At 36.8% G+C, this 17,590-nt stretch carries 9 protein-coding genes and 5 pseudogenes; 11 read left to right on the top strand and 3 right to left on the bottom strand.

The annotated features are described in order from the left end of the window. Positions 1-421 precede the first annotated feature (421 nt). The 3 genes from BN161_RS20875 (at position 422) to BN161_RS20860 (ending at position 5,142) form a co-directional block, all read left to right on the top strand. Positions 422-1,210, top strand: a complete 789-nt coding sequence (locus BN161_RS20875) for a ParA family protein (RefSeq protein WP_044269908.1) — start codon at positions 422-424, stop codon at positions 1,208-1,210. A 13-nt stretch (positions 1,211-1,223) separates the two neighbouring features. Beyond that, the gene (locus BN161_RS20870; RefSeq protein WP_044269906.1) at positions 1,224-1,712 is read left to right on the top strand and encodes a hypothetical protein; all 489 of its coding nucleotides are present in this window, start codon (positions 1,224-1,226) and stop codon (positions 1,710-1,712) included. A 1,933-nt stretch (positions 1,713-3,645) separates the two neighbouring features. Beyond that, positions 3,646-5,142 (top strand): DnaA N-terminal domain-containing protein, encoded by a 1,497-nt coding sequence (locus BN161_RS20860; protein ID WP_044269902.1) that lies wholly within the window; start codon positions 3,646-3,648, stop codon positions 5,140-5,142. A 432-nt stretch (positions 5,143-5,574) separates the two neighbouring features. On the opposite strand, the gene BN161_RS20855 is transcribed toward BN161_RS20860, so the two are convergent. Further along, positions 5,575-6,423 (bottom strand): helix-turn-helix domain-containing protein, encoded by an 849-nt coding sequence (locus tag BN161_RS20855; protein WP_044269900.1) that lies wholly within the window; start codon positions 6,421-6,423, stop codon positions 5,575-5,577. Between the two features lie 213 nt (positions 6,424-6,636). Here BN161_RS20855 and BN161_RS20850 point away from each other — a divergent pair. Continuing rightward, positions 6,637-7,781 (top strand): annotated as a pseudogene (locus tag BN161_RS20850) (nucleoside hydrolase-like domain-containing protein). 663 nt (positions 7,782-8,444) lie between these two features. Then, a complete protein-coding gene (locus BN161_RS20845; protein ID WP_044269898.1) occupies positions 8,445-11,732 on the top strand; it encodes a hypothetical protein in 3,288 nt (1,095 codons plus the stop codon). 106 nt (positions 11,733-11,838) lie between these two features. Here BN161_RS20845 and BN161_RS20840 read toward each other — a convergent pair. Continuing rightward, a pseudogene (locus BN161_RS20840) lies at positions 11,839-12,291 on the bottom strand (glycoside hydrolase domain-containing protein); the annotation flags it as partial. 295 nt (positions 12,292-12,586) lie between these two features. On the opposite strand from BN161_RS20840, the gene BN161_RS20835 reads away from it, so the two are divergent. Genes BN161_RS20835 through BN161_RS20825 form a run of 3 tightly spaced genes read left to right on the top strand, consistent with a single transcriptional unit; the run spans position 12,587 to position 14,197 of the window. Then, a complete protein-coding gene (locus tag BN161_RS20835; RefSeq protein ID WP_244436581.1) occupies positions 12,587-12,862 on the top strand; it encodes a helix-turn-helix transcriptional regulator in 276 nt (91 codons plus the stop codon). Further along, complete coding sequence (locus BN161_RS20830; protein WP_044269894.1) at positions 12,859-13,182, top strand: HipA N-terminal domain-containing protein; 324 nt, start codon at positions 12,859-12,861, stop codon at positions 13,180-13,182. The genes BN161_RS20835 and BN161_RS20830 overlap by 4 nt, the downstream gene beginning before the upstream one ends. 1 nt (position 13,183) lies before the next feature. Then, on the top strand, positions 13,184-14,197 hold the full coding sequence (locus BN161_RS20825) for a type II toxin-antitoxin system HipA family toxin (RefSeq protein WP_044269892.1): 1,014 nt from the start codon (positions 13,184-13,186) through the stop codon (positions 14,195-14,197). Positions 14,198-14,507: 310 nt separating this feature from the next. On the opposite strand, the gene BN161_RS20820 is transcribed toward BN161_RS20825, so the two are convergent. Continuing rightward, positions 14,508-15,794, bottom strand: coding sequence for an O-acetylhomoserine aminocarboxypropyltransferase/cysteine synthase family protein (locus BN161_RS20820; RefSeq protein ID WP_044269890.1), 1,287 nt, complete (start codon positions 15,792-15,794; stop codon positions 14,508-14,510). Positions 15,795-15,970: 176 nt separating this feature from the next. Here BN161_RS20820 and BN161_RS20815 point away from each other — a divergent pair. The 3 pseudogenes from BN161_RS20815 to BN161_RS20805 all read left to right on the top strand — a co-directional run. Next, positions 15,971-16,291, top strand: a pseudogene (locus tag BN161_RS20815) (Lrp/AsnC family transcriptional regulator); the annotation flags it as partial. 7 nt (positions 16,292-16,298) lie between these two features. Then, positions 16,299-16,709: pseudogene (locus tag BN161_RS20810) on the top strand (nitroreductase family protein); the annotation flags it as partial. 18 nt (positions 16,710-16,727) lie between these two features. Next, positions 16,728-17,048, top strand: a pseudogene (locus BN161_RS20805) (EamA family transporter); the annotation flags it as partial. Between the last annotated feature and the right edge of the window lie 542 nt (positions 17,049-17,590).

Raw genomic sequence — 17,590 nt, 5'->3', positions numbered from 1 at the left:
CACATCCGCATTTCAGCATATTAATATGATGATATAATCATGTATTAATATAAGAATACACATATATAACAATACAACAACATGATAACATATTTACATTACCATATATTTATACTATCATATATTCATATTATCATGTAACAATACAAGAAACAGACAAAACCAATAATAATAAGACAACAACATATCACTAAATATAATCCTATAAATAAACATATTAAACAACACAAAGATTAACACATTTACATTTTCATATTTTCATACTATAATACAGGTATATAATTATATATACGTATAATTACATACTTATAACTTTGCATTTTAATACTATTATACTTTTACACGTTTATATTTTCATGTAAAAATTGGATTATTCAATAAAAAGAGGTACATTTGCAATATAATAGTAAAATCATAAATCATGGCTAAAGTTATTTCATTTCTAAATTTCAAGGGTGGAGTAGGTAAGAGTACATCAACCGTTAATGTAGCAAAAGCACTTTTTAATCTTGGATATAAGACTCTTGTAGTTGATGCTGATGCGCAAGGCAATGCATCAAAAATGATGGGGTACCGGCCTGCTAAAGCAGAAGAAGAACCCTTAAAGACCCTCTACGATGCTATGACAGGAAAAGTAGACCTAAAATATTGCATTTGTTTGGAGAAAGAAGATATAGAAGGATACGAATTTGTTCCTGCAAACTCCGAACTTTATTTCTGCGAGCAGGAACTCGTTAGTAAAACGGGACGCGAATATATTCTTAAAATGCTTTTAGAGCCACATTTGGTCGACTATGACTATATTCTTATCGATTGCCCGCCCAATAATGGATTGCTTGCAATTAATGCCATGTGTGCGTCCGATTACCTAATCATCCCAATAAACTGCGAAGTTTTTGCATTGGATGGAATGGGAATGATCTCCGCAAAATATGAGGAGGTTAAAAAAATAATCAACCCAAAGCTAGAAATTTTGGGATACCTGATGGCTCGATATGACAAACGTTTAACATTGCACCGCGATGCTGTAAAAGCAATGGAAACAACTTTCGGTGATAAAGTATTTAAAACTAAAATTCGTACGAACATACCATTAGCCCAGTCACCTGCTCAATTTACAAATGTTTTTGAAATTGCACCGGATTCTCCTGGCGCCAAGGACTACTCGCAACTAGCTAAAGAAATCCTAGCACGTATTACTAACCATTAAAAAAAGAACGATTATGCCACCAAAAGCAAAATACTCATTGAATGATACAATGGCTGATGCATTGCATCAAACAGAAAAGGCTAAGAACGCTCTAAATCCAGCACAGGGTTCTCTTGCTGAAAATCCTTCAGAAACTGAACAGTTGCAAGAATCTCCATTAACAGAACAAGGTAATCAGCCGCAAGAACAGGGTGGGGGAGAAGTCATAGAAGATAAAAATGCAACCAACCCCACTAATGATTCAAGAAATGAAATGCCAAAACAAAGCACACCCGCTGAAAAAAGTGAAGTTAAAAGAACCTGTATCCGCAATGTGACATTGGATGACGAAACTTTATTTCGTCTAGACACAGTCAAAAAGCGTTTGAATAATTCACGCAAAAAAGGTGAACCATTAATATCATTGGATCTCCTGCTTTATCAAAGCGCAGTAGAATGGCTAGATAAGAACTACCCAGATACAAGAGAGCTATACAAGCTTATTAATGGCTACAATATCTAAGAGTAGGAGAGGGGCATTTAAAGAGTCTGTGGCTATTCATATTTCACAGACTCTTTAGTGTACTTTCCAGTCAAATTTTTATTTCTTTCCAATTTAAGCAGAAATATTCCTTGTGGATTACTCATTTCTTTATACCGATTTGTCGAAAATGCCACTACAGCTATCTACAAAGCCACTATTGCCACCAATTTCGACAAAATTGGAACTGCACAGAAAAAGAATAAGGCCTATAATGAGTTCCAAATTTGTCGAAACCAATAAAAAATCATCCCAGTTACCTTAATTTCAATCTTTTGTGCCTATTTTCTTTTTCCCTTTAATCTGTTCCTCAAAAAATAATCGATCGATTATATTGAATAACAAAAGAATAAAAGAAATAGAGAATAAAAGGAACATATTATATTGATTTCCAGTATAATATAATCGTAATTTCGACAAATTAGGAACATTTTTCGGCATATATGGAAGTTTACTCAGCTTTTATGGAATAAAATTATGTATATATTCGACATTTATGGAATTCATATTCGACAAATTTGGAACTAAAATAGTACATTTCGACATTTTTGGAACTGTTTTTCGACTTTTTAGGAAGTACTCGTAGTATCTTCAGAGATTTAATCTAATAATATAGATAATTATTCCGCTTTGTCGAAAGTTTATTTTTTATTTGTAATTTATCCATTGCGGCATTTTCTTTTTTCCCTTTAGTCCTTCTCAAAAAACAATCGATCGATATATTTTGAATAAAATAAAGAATATATAGAATAAGAAATAAAAGGAGCTAAACAGTATTGATTATCAGTCTATTATACGCTAATTTTCGACAAATTAGGAACTTATTTCGGCTTTTATGGAGATTTACTCGGCCTTTATGGAGCTTTATTCTTTCTCTATTCGGCATTTATGGAAGGGATTTCGTCATATTAGGAATCGAAAAAAGCAAATTCGACAAATTTGGAATTAATATTCGGCAAATTTGGATGCTGGATAAGGTGAAGTGGGGGAGGGGAGTACTGCTTGACACGTATTTGCATAAGACTATATTGAACGATTTAAAATAATACCTCTTTGTCGAAAATATGTATGCTAATAAGCTATCATACAGCATATTAAAATATTATTTACGACAGAATATACTGCTTTTATAAATTGAGATGATATATCTTTGAAAAGGTATGTTTGGCTCTGATCATTTTATATATTGTTGAATATCAGAAGATTAATTTTTACTTTCGACAAAATTGGAATTTTTTAGTCTTTTGCTATTATTGTTGTTTTCGACAAAATTGGAACTATTATTTCTCGACATTTTTGGAACTTATTCGTCAGAAGTGGAAGTTTAGATATCATTTTCGACAAAATGGAATATAATTGAGGTGAATATTTCCTATTATATCCCATGATTTGGATGGCAGATACGGTTATAGAGAGTAATTGTTCCAGATTTGTCGAAAATTTGCCGGTTTTCATTCATTGTTAGCTATATATACAATTCTATCGATGGCGCTATGGTGAAATGAGGGGATAATATTGGGAATAATTGTTCCAATTTTGTCGAAAAGAGTAATAGTAAGGTTATTGTTTATAGTATAAAATAGCAGTCATGATTATATTTCTGGTCTGTATAGTAAATATAAAGCATTGGGATATAATGTGTTATAATTTATTTTCGACAAAAAAGGAAGTTTTTTGCTTCCCTTTCTCTCTGATTAATCGTAGAAAATAAGGTCTATTAGTTCCAATTTTGTCGAAAATATGCATTTCCTTTTTGGATCATTAGTTAGGGGAGGGGAGGTTGAGATATTTAAACTCTACTTGCTTTTAAACTAATTACTTAAAATGCAAGCCGATTCAGTCAACTTTGATTGTTTTTTCTTGGTGGAATGAGAAAGTAATTCTATTTTTGTGGCTATTATAAATCATTTATCCAATGAAACCAAAGAAGAAAGAAATTATTGTCCTGGATCGAAATAATCTATTGGCACAACCGGTTACACTTTCAATGCTTCCATTTACTGCATCATTAACACAGATAAAAGTAATTAATGCAGTAGTACGGAAGTTACAGGATATTTTCAAGAAAAAGCTTAATGAAAAGTTCTCTGCGCCACAAGTGCAAATGGGGTCTCTTTTTGATTCGGAGGAATTGCGTGAACATGTGTTGGATAAAGATGATATAATGTTCGATTTGCATCTAAGTGAGTTAGGTATTCAACCGAAACACTATCCGGTTGCCTTCAATACTATCTTTCAGATGGCGGGTATTCCTTGTCTGGTTCCTGTAAATAATGGAAAAGGGGATACCGGAGACATGATAGATACCTTGCTTAAGCCTATCTTATGGAATGAGAATGTTATAACTGAAACCGATAAGAAAACAGGAGATACTGTGTACAAGTACAAAAAACCTGTTATTTCTATTGTTATAAAGAAAAATGTCGCTAACCATATATTTGATTTCAATAAATGGATAGATCATTATTTGGATTATACGGTTACTAATTCGGAAAGTTCTTATTCCGCACGTATCTATATTTATATTTCTTCTAAATTTAGCCGGGATGGGAGTAAATTTAAGGAGGACTATATGAATTTCAGGAAGATAATGGGATTTATCGGTGAAAATGGAGAGAAATACCTTTATTTTAGTGATTTTAAGAGAAGAGTTCTCGAACCGGCCAAACAAGAACTGGAAAAAAAAGCCAAAACAAAGGAAACTGATTTTTATTTCGATTACAAACCTATTTATAAGAATAATAGGAAATCCAGATGTCCGGAAAGCATAGAATTTGAAGTTAAGTTATCTGAACTAGGTAACCAATTGCAGTCCGATAAAACTCGTAAGTCAGAAGAAATAGAATTAGAAAAAATACTCAAAGAGAAGTTACAGCAGACTCCTGCACAGATGAAGTCACTTCTTTTAAAAGTTTCTCCTGCGAATTTTAAAAAATTTGCGGCTAAAGTAAAGGCCTTGTCTGCAGATATTGAGAAAGGTAAAATAAAAGTAGATACGAGTGTACGTCGATATGTGAATAAATCTTTGGTCAATTTTATAACAAATGAATTGGTGGATGAGGTGGTCGTTGATCCTGCTCCGGCAAAAAAACAAGCAGTTCCAACTCCTAAACCTCAAATCACTGTTTATAAATCACAGTTGACCGAAGAACAAAAAAAAGATTGGGAAGGTTTCCTGAATTTGATAAAGGAGAAAATAGAGCCGGAACAATTCAAAATATGGTTTAAACCTTTAATTCCTTTTACTGTAAGTAAAAAAGATGATAGCACTCAAGTAATAGTGATAGTTCCCAGTCAATTTTTCTATGAGATAATTGAAGAGAAATTCGTTGATGTGATGAGAGCCTCTCTTACGACAATATATGGAGATAAAGTTCAATTATTCTATAATGTTGGGGAGGGTTCCTGGTAAAGATTTTATTCTATTTAAATAGAATCGGAGGTTGTGCTATCTTTTTAACACAACCTCCGATTTGTTTTTGTCCATTCTAAATAGGAACTGTAAAAATCAATTCCTTATGTTCATTGGAAAAACTAAACATCTGTATTTTGTTGGTAACCATTAGGTCTACAGGCGTTCGCAGAAGAAGAATTTTAAATTACATACCAAAGTAATGCAGCTATTGATTATCAATTATATACAATGCATATTAATAGATTAATTATAGGTATTTATGGTAAAAATCATCATGCGGCATCCCTGATGCATTTTGACAAGGATAATCATAAGAGTGAATATATTATTCTATAATAATTATCATATTAAGTATGTATATTCAAGTGGCATGATAGGCTTTTGGTGTGACTTTAATAAAGCTTACTTATGTAGAAGCCTGATAATATTTCACCTGTTTTGTTCACGATAGCGTCGGGGAGTCTGTCCGCAGATATTAAGAAAAATACTGTTGAAACGGCTGATTGAATTAAACCCGCATTCAAAGGCTATCTGTGTTATACTCATGTCTGCCAGAATAAGCTTGCGTTTGACTTGACTTATCCGTTCCTCCGCTACATAATGACTTAACGTGCAGCCAAAGGCCTTCTTGAAAATAGCATTAGCGTAATCGGGGTGAAGTTCCATAGTCCGGCCAATATCGGAAATTTTTATTGGGCGGTTATAGTTGTGGGCAATGTAGACCACAATCCTTTCCAAAATTGACGCGTCGGCAGGGTTCAGTATGGCAGTGGACCTGGCTCCGGCTACAGATATGTTTTTTGTTAACCGTAGTATTCGGGCTTGAATTTCAAGGCTTACCGCCTCCTGATTTTGCTTGCTGGCCATATCAGAAACCCACCTCTTAAACATTGAATTGTCGAGTCCGTACTCTGATTCAACGGTCTCAACCACAACTTCTCCTCCGAGAATTCTATCGACAATGGTTGAAGGCAACCTCCAGCTTAAAAAGAGGTTAAACGGTATGGTAACCACAAAATAGGGTGCGTCAGACTCACTTTTAATGATCTTGTGGGGCATAAGCCCCCAAAATAGCGTAATTTTGCGAGGTGGAACCGTCACTTTTCCTGTAGGGAAAAAATAGGTAATGCTCCCTTCGGGAATATAATTAAGCTCAATTTCGTTATGACGGTCGATTTTCGGCATAAGCTGCGGACGCCAGATCTCACACGTCAGGCCGTAGGGCTTAAACTCGCCACGCTTTTCATCGAAAGTCCTCAATTTCTCGGAATCTGACATGTTTTTACGAATTTGTGGGTGGTTTAAATTGAATTTCGAGCGTAAATTTGCAGAATAAATCTTAAATTAGCAAACTATCATAAAAGATTGGTATTACTTGCCATTTTTATCTTAGGCTCAATCGGGACGAAGATTCAGGCAATTGACATTATTAAACCGCGTGTGCTCATTAGTACTGACATCGGAGGAACGGACCCTGACGACAATCAGTCAATGGCTCATCTGCTGATGTATACTGACTGTTTTGACCTTGAAGGAATCGTTTCTTCTCCTTCTTACGGTTCGGGAAATCAGGAAGAAATTCTCCGTATGATTTACCTTTACGAAAAAGACTTTCCCAACTGTCCAAACATATTGAGGGACTGATGTCTCCTGTAGAACTTCGCGCCATAACCAAGCAGGGACGCAAGGGAGCAGCCCCTTATCGAGGTTTCCTTTCTCCCACCGAAGGCTCCCGATGGATAGTGCAATGTGCGCGTCGGCAGGACGAACGTCCGTTGTGGATATCTGTGTGGGGCGGACTTGACGACGTGGCACAAGCCCTCCACGACGCGCCTGACATTGCTGACAAAATCCGTGTCTACTGGATTGGAGGTCCTAACAAAAAATGGAGTACTAACAGCTACGCCTATATAGTAGAGAATTTCCCAAATCTGTGGATGATTGAAGATAACGCTTCTTATCGGGGATTTATCACCCAAAATAAAGTGAAAGATAAATACAATGCCGGATATTATGATGCTTATATCAAAGGTGCAGGGCATCTTGGTGCAGATTTTATCAACTATTACAAAGGCATCCCCAAGATGGGAGACACACCGGCACTTCTTTATCTGATGGATGGCAATCCCGATGATCCTGAAAGCGAGTCATGGGGAGGCAGCTTCGAACCAACTGCACGTAGCTCGCGACCGGTCTTCCACCAGCTCACCATGGCTGCGGACACCGTACCTATCTATTCGATTATCGAGTTTCATATTCAAGGTCCTGATCGTCCTGATATTCCCGCCGACTCTGCCTGCTTCACTCTTACCATAGGACGGCAGGAATGGGACGGATTCCACCTTGGAGGTGGTGATTATGCTGTGCGTCACTCTACATATTACACCGGTACACTTCCCTATACCATTACCTCTGACATATCAGGTTTTCCTGCATTGGAGGGCGCCATAACCGTTGAAAATCTGTGGCCGGGTCGCGAGTCTGCCACCGACTACGAGGTAGGTCCCAACTGGTACACTGACAAGAGCGATCCCGCACTGTTCTGGCGAGGCCTTCAGGGTGCCGAGACTGTCTATAAGTGGCGTCAGGCAGTTATGGAAGACTGGGGAAAGCGACTACAATATCTGAAAAATTAATTGATAAGAAAATTCAATAGAAAACAGGTGTTGAATTTATAAGTTTATAAGTTTGTATGTTTGTATGTTTGTATAGCTGTATAGGAGTGGTTGTTTTCCGGAATAAAATGTTATTTGCAAAGAACGTGTTTGTGGATGACGCCTTGAAGTGTGGTACTTAAATGAAAAGGAGGTTGTGTCTTTGTGAAGGGCACAACCTTTTTTATGGTTTACAGTCCTGCTATATTTTTCTTTTACCCTTCACTTTTTTCTGTATTGTTTATTGAATATACTCTTATTACCGCAAGTCTTGAAATAGCTTAATTAAAAGTTTTAGTAGGAGAGGGGAGGAGGGGACAGATAAATACTTTTTTAAGAAAGTGAATAAGAAAAGATTATAGAGTTTTTCGGCAATTATTGTTGAGAAGAAAATGATGAGTATTATGATTATCGGGTAGGGGAGTCTAGATGTATTTTATAAGGAAGGACTATATTAATGCACATTCTTTTAGGGCATAGAGGAAATTGTTATGCATCGAAATATCAGAATATAGTGGTGAAAAATGAAGCTCTGGGTTAATTGTAAAGTATGCTATAATTCTGTTTGTTAAATAATAATTCAGCTACTTCTTTTTGTCTTTTGTCTTTATTTGTATTTTTGTATATATTAAAATATAATATGTGATGAAACAGTTAGATACTATTTTAAATACGAAAGAGCAAGCTGTCTATAACGGATTAATGACCATCCGACCCGAAATAGCGGCTTTTTATAAAGATGGTGTTTGCTTTAAGCAAATGGATTTTTTATCTAAGTCAAATGTTTTGGGACATCTCCTGCGCGAGATCGACGGTGGTCTAAGAAGTATCTTTGAGAGCAAAAAGAAAAAAGAAGATATTAAAAAGACCATTGACGATGTTTATTATGAGAAGCTGTTCAATGAATTCAAAAATGAATATTCACACTATGAGTATCTGCGAGATGTAAATGAGAAAGATATCAAGCAGAGCGGACATATATCATCTATTGTTTCTTCTTTTGGTTACTCTCCTGATTCCAATATTGCCAAAAGATACATTAAACTGTCCATTTGGTTTAATAAATATGCGCACCGGGATGATAAGTCTATAGAGCGTCCAAGGAATCCTCAGGATATCATTCTGATATGGGATGAATTTGAAGATATACTCTATCAACTGGTGGGAACGTATATTGTAATCATAACGCGACTTGATACATTGACCCAGACTGATATTCCGAATGAAACCACTTTGGATCGGTTGAATATCATTTTATCAGATGAAAGCAAATCCATGTATTTCTATAGTCATTTAGATTCTGTGGGATGGTTACAGCCTCTTTATGAGAAAGGAATATTTGATGGGAAAAACAATCCTGATCCTGTTGAATCCAAGGAATATCCAGGTTGCTTTTCATATCCTTACTGGCATGAATTACAATATGTATGCCGTGTAGCACACAAAATTTCTCCGAAAGAAAAAGAAAAATGGAAAACAATCTGTAATATTATAGATTCAATATTAGGTTTCACGAATGAGGATGGTGGAAGAATAGTAAATTTAAGGACCAATGATATGCTGATTGAACTTATCAGTACATTGCCCGACGAATATATTTCCGAAAAACATCTTACATATATTGAAGAGATAATCAATGCTGGTACAGCTTTAATGTTTTCTTTTACAGAAAAACTGATTCCCAGATTTCTTGAAGTGGATAATAAAAATGCTGCATTGAAATGTATCGATTTGTTGTTTTCTAACAAGAAAAATGACGCAGGATACCCAGAATATCTCCCTGTATTTAGTTTATATTCGTATAGGTCCTTTATTAAGGATCAATTAAAAAAAATAGTGGATGTTTGCGGTATGGAAGGCTATTCTATTTTGTTGGATAAGCTCAAGTCTATACGGCATAGGTCATGTCTGCCTTCTATGAATATAGAAGATGAGCAGAACCGCTACAATGATGATTATGAAGATCTGTTGGTTTTTTACCTTATTGACTATGTATATAATCTGTCTGCAGAAGATCAAATGGTTGCTGTAAAAGAGCTTCTCAATGAGTCTGAGATAATTTACAAAAGAGTAGCTTATTATGTCATAGGAAAAAATTATGCAGTGTTAAAAGGGCTGTTGTGCAGTCAAGATAAGAATCCTTTGAATGACATACAGTGTTATCCTGAGCTATATTCTCTTATAGAACAAAATTGTGCTGAATTTTCACAAGATGAATTGCATTTGTGTAAAGAATGGATTGAAAATCTGACGCTTCCGGAGGGTGAAGGTCAAAAAGATGCAAAGGATGATATCCTATTTTGGAAGAAGATGTATGTACTGGCCCTTAAAAAGAATCAGGATTCTGAGATAGCTGCGTATGTAGAATCTGTTTGTCTGCAATATCCTCATGAAATAGATCATCCGGGATATTTATCATATGTGACAGAGGGTATTTCCGCTCCGGCTGCTTCTCCTGATTATAATTTGCAGAATATGTCCTTATCAGAAATCGTTGAATTATACAAAGAACATGAAAAAGAAGGAAGATCTTTACCAATTGATATAGCTAGGCAAGAGTTGTCCTCGGAATTTGTAGAAAGGATTAGTAAGGTCCCTGATAAATATGATTTGGAAATGGGTGAAATGCAAAATGCTCCTATGCCGATGATATATGATTGGTCATGTGGGTTGATGAAATATCTCAATGAACATAGAAGTTTCCGGAATGCGGAAGTGATATTTGTCACCTTCCAAAAATTGTTTAATGAGAGCTTTTGGATAAAATACAATGCTGCCCCATCGAATTTTGATATTCCTCATTGGTTGGTTAATAACTTTTTGATGCTTGCTGGTCGATACATGGAAAGGGGCTATGACAAGATAACTCCCACTGTGTTACAGATAATTAAGGACACTTTATTGCTTGTTAGGCAAGAAGCACAATCTATCTATGAAAAGCCATGGGATGGAAGTTGGAATTCAATATATAACCGGCATCATGAGAAATTATATGAGTGCTTAATTAGGGTAACATACCTTTCTGCCAAGAACGAACACAAAGAAGAGTCACATAGATGGCATGAAGATATCGAGGAAATTCTTGATACAGATATAAGACAGGAGGAAAATGTCGATTTATTTTACGCTATTGCCTCTTTCCATAATGAGATTACCTATATCGATCAATCTTGGTTCTACGATAAACTAAATATAATTTTTAATGTAAATTGTCCATCGAATTATAAAGCAGCATTGTATGGTTATCATTTACATCATCCATTAAGTAATCTGCCTGTTTTTAAATACTTATATGATTGTGGCATATATGCAGACATATTGGATAATATAGAAGAACAGGACTCTATAATAGCTGAAACCGTTATTGGTAATCTTTTGAAAGCTATTCGAATGAAACTTCTTGGTGATGAAGAACTGCCCACGATCTGCGGTAGGGGTTCAAAAACGATATGCGAATATTTGATGAATTATTTGTGGCGGTTACGGGATGATAAAAGTTGTGTGGAATTTGTGAATCGTATCTGGAGTTTTATGTACCAGAAATATAAAGATTCGAATGAGGAAGAAGAAACAAGCTCTCTTTTTATAAAAGAGAGCTATAGACTGATCGGGTTCTTTGAAACAATAGATAGTGATAGAGAAGAAAAGATGTTGGCTTCCGTAAACCTGAATTGTGAGTACGGTAATTCATGGCAGATTATTGAATGCCTGTATTCTTTTCTTCACAATTCATCGGCTGAAGTTGCGCATATCGTTAATTGTCTAATTCAAAGCTCGTCTGATAATTATCATAATCCGAAGCTCAAAGATATAGTTGAATATTTGTATACAAACGGATATAAATCCGAGGCAGATCTTATATGTAATGAATGTGTAAAGAAAGAGGATTATTCTTTGCGATCTGTTTATGAAAAGAATAATCCGATAAACTAATTCAAAGTAAGGTGTAAATGATAGAAATCTGTTGATATCACCATGTATCAAAAATTATAGTTTTTGAAAGGGTACTGAAATTTGAAAAGATCAGTACCCTGCTCACTTATTGAGGACAAATTATTATTAACCATCCCTTTCGGGGAACTACCTCGATAGAATCATTGGTTTCCCATTCGAAGGCAGGTTGGAATGTAGAAATCTCTGGTACCACGAACCTACAATTATTTTTATCCAGCCCTAGTTGTTTCCAGTCCACTTTCAGCCTTATAGTCTTTTTGATATCCGAATAATTGCCAATAGAAAGCAATACCCTTCTGGGCTTTTTGTATGTGGTTACCTTTACATCATTATCTGATGTTGATACAGGAGTATTTGCTATCCAAAAGCCAGACATTTCTGCATCAGAAATTCCGAAATCATCCCAAATTTTCCAGATAACACGTGGATCACAAACACCTTCTGTTTCCCATGGATGTCGGACCGTCATGCCATATTGCATTCCCAACCATCTGTTTCCACCACGGTACAACATATCTTCAGTCAATCCAAAAGGAATAGATTATGATTTCATTAATCTCAGCTGTTTTTTGATAAGTTCTCTATTAATACTTTCCTGTATCATAGTATAAAAGTTGTAATTATGGAATGAAGAATTCTTCAACCTTAAAAATAAGCACTTATTTTTTATCATTCGTAGCTGTTTCATCATTTATTCTAATTTGTAAGATATATTGCAAGTAAGTGCAAAGCTGACAATTACAAGAAAGTAGAAGTTATGCATTAAGGTAGAAATAGTATGGATTCTGGTAAAACAGTTTTTAATATCAAAAATGACATAAATACGCAACATAATGCACATTCCATTTGCTTTATTGATGTTTGGTTACTATATTTGCAGTAAATACGCATTATATTGCACTATGGATATTGGAAATACTATAAAGGAAAGGCGTAGCCTTTTAAATATTACACAGGAATACCTCTCAGATATGTCTGGGGTAGGACTGAGAACTATTGTACAGATAGAGAATGGCAAAGGAAATCCTTCATTAATGACCCTTTCTAGAATAGCAGATATTTTAGGAATGGAAGTTGCGTTACAAATTAAAAAGCCAGGTACTAAATGAGAAAAGCGGAAGTTTACGAAAACCATATTTTGGCAGGAATCTTGGAAGAATCCGATGACGGGGAATTCATTTTCCGTTATGACGATTATTATTTTGCTGATGCGAGTAAGCGGGCCATATCTTTAACCCTTCCTAAAGAGAAACAGGAATACCGGAGTTCAGTTCTATTCCCATTCTTTTTTAATATGCTTTCGGAAGGGGCGAATAAGCGCATTCAATGTTTGGAATATAAAATTGACGAGCGCGACCATTTTGGGTTATTACTAGCTACAGCCAATAGAGATACGATAGGAAGTGTTACAGTGAAAAAAATAGACTGATATGAAAGATATTATTTGTTGTCCTTCTACTTTAGCTGTTGGATTTACTACATATAGTCCCTTAGCATGTAAAAGACTCTTTTCTGGGAAGCGGGTTAATCACATGATGGATTTTAGTTATGATGATGATCAGTATGTAGCTATAACAGAAAATGCGGTGCGTATATCTGTTTCAGGAGTACAGGAAAAAATGTCCGCTGTCGAAGATAATGGCAGAATAAGATTGACGGCTGAAGGTGAACAGGGACGTTATATCATTAAACCTGCACCGGAGAATAAGGCATTACGGGATAGAAAGCAAATCCCTGCCAATGAGCACTTGACTATGCAAATAGCTCGTCAGGTTTATCAGATCTCGACGGCTGAAAATGGAATTATATTTTTTTCAGATGGTACACCCGCTTATTTAACCAAACGCTTTGATATCCTTGATGATGGTACAAAAGTGCCTCAGGAGGATTTTGCCTCTTTGATAGAGAAGACCTCAGAAACTCATGGACAGGATTTTAAATATACAGGAAGCTATGAGGACGTTGCTCTGAAAATTAAGGAATTGGTGCCGGCATGGCAAGTTGAAATGGGTAAATTCTTTGTGCTTGTTTTATTCAATTATGCTTTTGCTAACGGAGATGCACATTTAAAGAATTTCTCATTGCAATTATCTAAAGATGGAGATTACTTATTATCGCCAGCTTATGATTTGATGAATACTTCTTTACATACTAACGATGGTGATTTTGCTTTAGAAGATGGGCTCTCTGCTACTTTAGACAAAACGGATATATACGAGAGGAAAGGGCACCCATGCCAGGATGACTTTATTCATTTCGGCCAGAAAATAGGATTATCTGATAAACAGATAAAAAAACTGATGGCTCCTTTTTTGGTTGAACAGCCGAAAGTTGCTGAACTCATTAATAATAGTTTTCTTGAGGAAAAACAAAAACGGATGTATCTGAGTAGCTACAAAGAGCGGTTAAGCAGATTACTGAGAAAATCTTTAGATACAGAATAGGTTAATAAGAATAGGGTAGGGGACATTCCCTATTACAATGGAGAATACTTCACATATCATAAATAGAATGTCAATAGTAAGGATAGAATGTCAATGGTAAGGAACTAAAAATATCTTTCCCGAAAAAGAGAAGCTAACGATTCCCCAATGAAACTTATTCAAACGGAGGCTATATTTGCTTCTCATTTGGAAAAGCCAAGTAGTCCAAGATCTCAGGAATGATTGATACGTTCGCCCCAGTCAGTAGGAAAGTGGCTAGAAGCGAACGTTTTGATGGAAAGTTCAATGCACAAACTGCTGTTGCTGTATTTTAGATTTTAGCAAGAGCCTGTTCCAAGTCGGCAATTAAATCATCGATATGTTCCGTTCCTATGGACAACCGAACAGTACCTGGATAAATATCCTGTTCGACTAGTTCTTGAGCATTAAGTTGCGAGTGAGTAGTGCTTGCAGGATGAATCACGAGCGACTTCACATCAGCAACATTGGCAAGCAGTGAGAATATCTCCAGGCTGTCGATGAAACGGTGTGCCTCTTCCTGTCCACCCTTTACTTCGAAAGTGAAGATGGAACTTGCACCGTTCGGGAAGTAACGCTGATATAATGCATGATCGGGATGATTGGGCAATGACGGATGATTCACTTTCTTCACTTTCGGATGATTGTTTAAGAAATTTACGACTTTCAGCGCGTTTTCCACATGGCGTTCTACACGCAATGAAAGAGTTTCCAGTCCTTGTAGCAGGATGAAAGCGTTGAACGGGCTGATAGTTGCTCCCGTGTCACGCAGAAGAATAGCGCGGATACGGACAGCGTAAGCAGCCGGACCGGCAGCGTCTACAAAACGTACTCCGTGATAGCAAGGATCCGGTTCGGTAAGTTGCGGGAACTTGCCGGAGGCCACCCAGTCGAATTTGCCGGAATCAACGATCACTCCACCTAGTGACGAACCGTGTCCGCCTATAAATTTCGTAGCCGAATGTACTACGATATCTGCTCCATGTTCGATGGGTCGGATCAAGTAAGGAGTGCCGAATGTATTGTCGATAATTAAAGGAATCTTGTGGCGGTGGGCAATTTCGGCTACAGCTTCTATATCTATGATATAGGAATTCGGATTACCCAGTGTCTCAATAAATACAGCTTTTGTATTCTTTTGGATAGCTTTTTCAAAGTTGGATAAATCGCTCGGATCAACAAAAGTCGTTGTGATACCATAACTAGGTAGTGTATGTGCCAACAGATTATAACTTCCACCATAGATGGTCTTGGCTGCTATGATATGGTCGCCGGCACGGGTTATATTCTCGAACGCATAAGTGATGGCGGCAGTACCGGAAGCAACTGCCAGTCCGGCTACTCCTCCTTCAAGGGCAGCTACGCGTTGTTCAAAAACTCCTTGTGTAGAGTTAGTCAGACGCCCGTAGATATTTCCAGGGTCTTGCAGACCGAAACGTGCGGCTGCGTGAGCCGAGTTGTGGAATACATAAGAAGTAGTCTGATAGATAGGTACTGCACGGGCATCTGTTGCCGGGTCTGCCTGTTCTTGTCCTACATGTACCTGTAAAGTCTCGAAGTGTAATTTCTTTGTTGCCATAATCGTATATTTTTGAAGTTTAATAATCTTTTTTATTTTCTTGCAAAGTTATAGAACGTAGATTTATCGAACAATATCTGATATAAATATAGATAATAATACTATTTTTGTACGGTTATATAGAATGAATGATTCGCTTCATTCCTGAAATTTATCTTTTAGAAGAATATTATTCTATGAGTGCATTGGAGAAACTGGATAAAGTAGATTTGCAAATACTCCGTACTTTGCAAGAGAATGCCCGTCTGACTACCAAAGAGCTGGCTGCACGGGTGAGTTTGTCATCAACCCCGGTATTCGAACGTCTCAAACGTCTTGAGAGTGGCGGTTATATAAAGAAGTATATTGCCGTCCTCGATGCGGAAAAGCTGAATCAGGGATTTGTCGTATTTTGCAGTGTGAAGCTCAGACGGCTGAACAGGGATATTGCAGCAGAGTTTACACGAATTATACAAGACATTCCCGAAGTGACCGAATGTTATAATATATCGGGTAGTCAAAGACCTTGTTTTTGAGGTAGATGACTCCGGTGACAAGGACAAGATGGAGATGTTTACCGATGCATTGCCCAAACAGCAGAGGATGCTTATGGAGAGCGGACTGCTCATTCTACCGTTCTTCCGCCAGAAACAAAGCCCCCTGCTAAAACCCATGGAGCAAAGTTCGCTCAACTACTTTGCTTCGGCATGGTGTGCATTGGAAAATATGTTGCTTGCCGCCACCGCTGAGGGGCTGGGAACAGTGTTTCATATCCCCGTGAGCGACGAAGCTGACCAAATAAAGAAAATCGTAGGTGCTCCCGAAAGTTACGAGTTCACCTGTTTGCTGACTATGGGCTATCCCGCTGAAAACGCTTTCCTGCCCAAACAAAAAGAAATCAAAGCTGAAGATAGGATTCACAATATAAAATGGTAACATTAGAGCCAGGCAAAAATGGATAGCGAGAAATTAAAGGGTCATCTGCTGATTGGTACAGCCAACGTATTATTTGGTATCAGTATACCTATATTCAAGTATTTGCTTTCATCGGGTGTTCCTCCTGAAGCGATTGCAATCATGCGCTCCATTTTTGCCTGCCTCATGTTTTGGGGAGTTTCATTCTTCATTCCTAAAGAAAAGGTTTTAATAAAGGATTTGATAAAACTCATCGTCTGCGGACTATGCGGCGTAGGTATCAATCAGTATCTTTTTGTGATGGGACTGAAATGCACTTCTCCTGTGGATGCTTCCATCATATCTACTGCGGTTCCGTTGTTAGAGAATATTTACAATATCCGGCAGTTTAATCTATTCTTTGTTAGAATGATTTTTTGTGTATAATCTATCTTATGTTTAATAGAGAAAAGAAGAACTTGTTTCCTACTCCATATTGTTGGTTCTAAAAAGCTGGTTTTTTCTCCACTTCCCGACATTTGCTCCGTCTATTGGGTCCCTTTGTTTGCCTCCTTATTTTTCTTCCAATACATAGAAGTTAGTTTAATGTTTTACAGATACAGATACGTTGCTGGCGCGATCCCCTTTTTATTTTCACAAACAAATTGTTTGTAACGCATCATACACAAGTACATGACTTTTATGCTTTTCCTTCGAAATATCTATTTATATTTTTTTTCACAGTGCCCCATTCTATAAGTGTAAGAAACCTTCTCTTCTCTGGTTCGCATATCGCTTTCGGGCTATTTGATGTGAATTGTGTCGCGAAGGTACTTGTCATGTTTTTCTTGTATGCAAGGTCGAAGCCTGACGATTCACGACAAAATCTCCACCCTCCGCTTCATACAGGTAGTATTTAATCG

The sequence above is a fragment of the Bacteroides timonensis genome, from assembly GCF_000513195.1.
Lineage (GTDB): Bacteria > Bacteroidota > Bacteroidia > Bacteroidales > Bacteroidaceae > Bacteroides > Bacteroides timonensis.
This window is presented reverse-complemented; position numbering and strand designations above follow the sequence as displayed.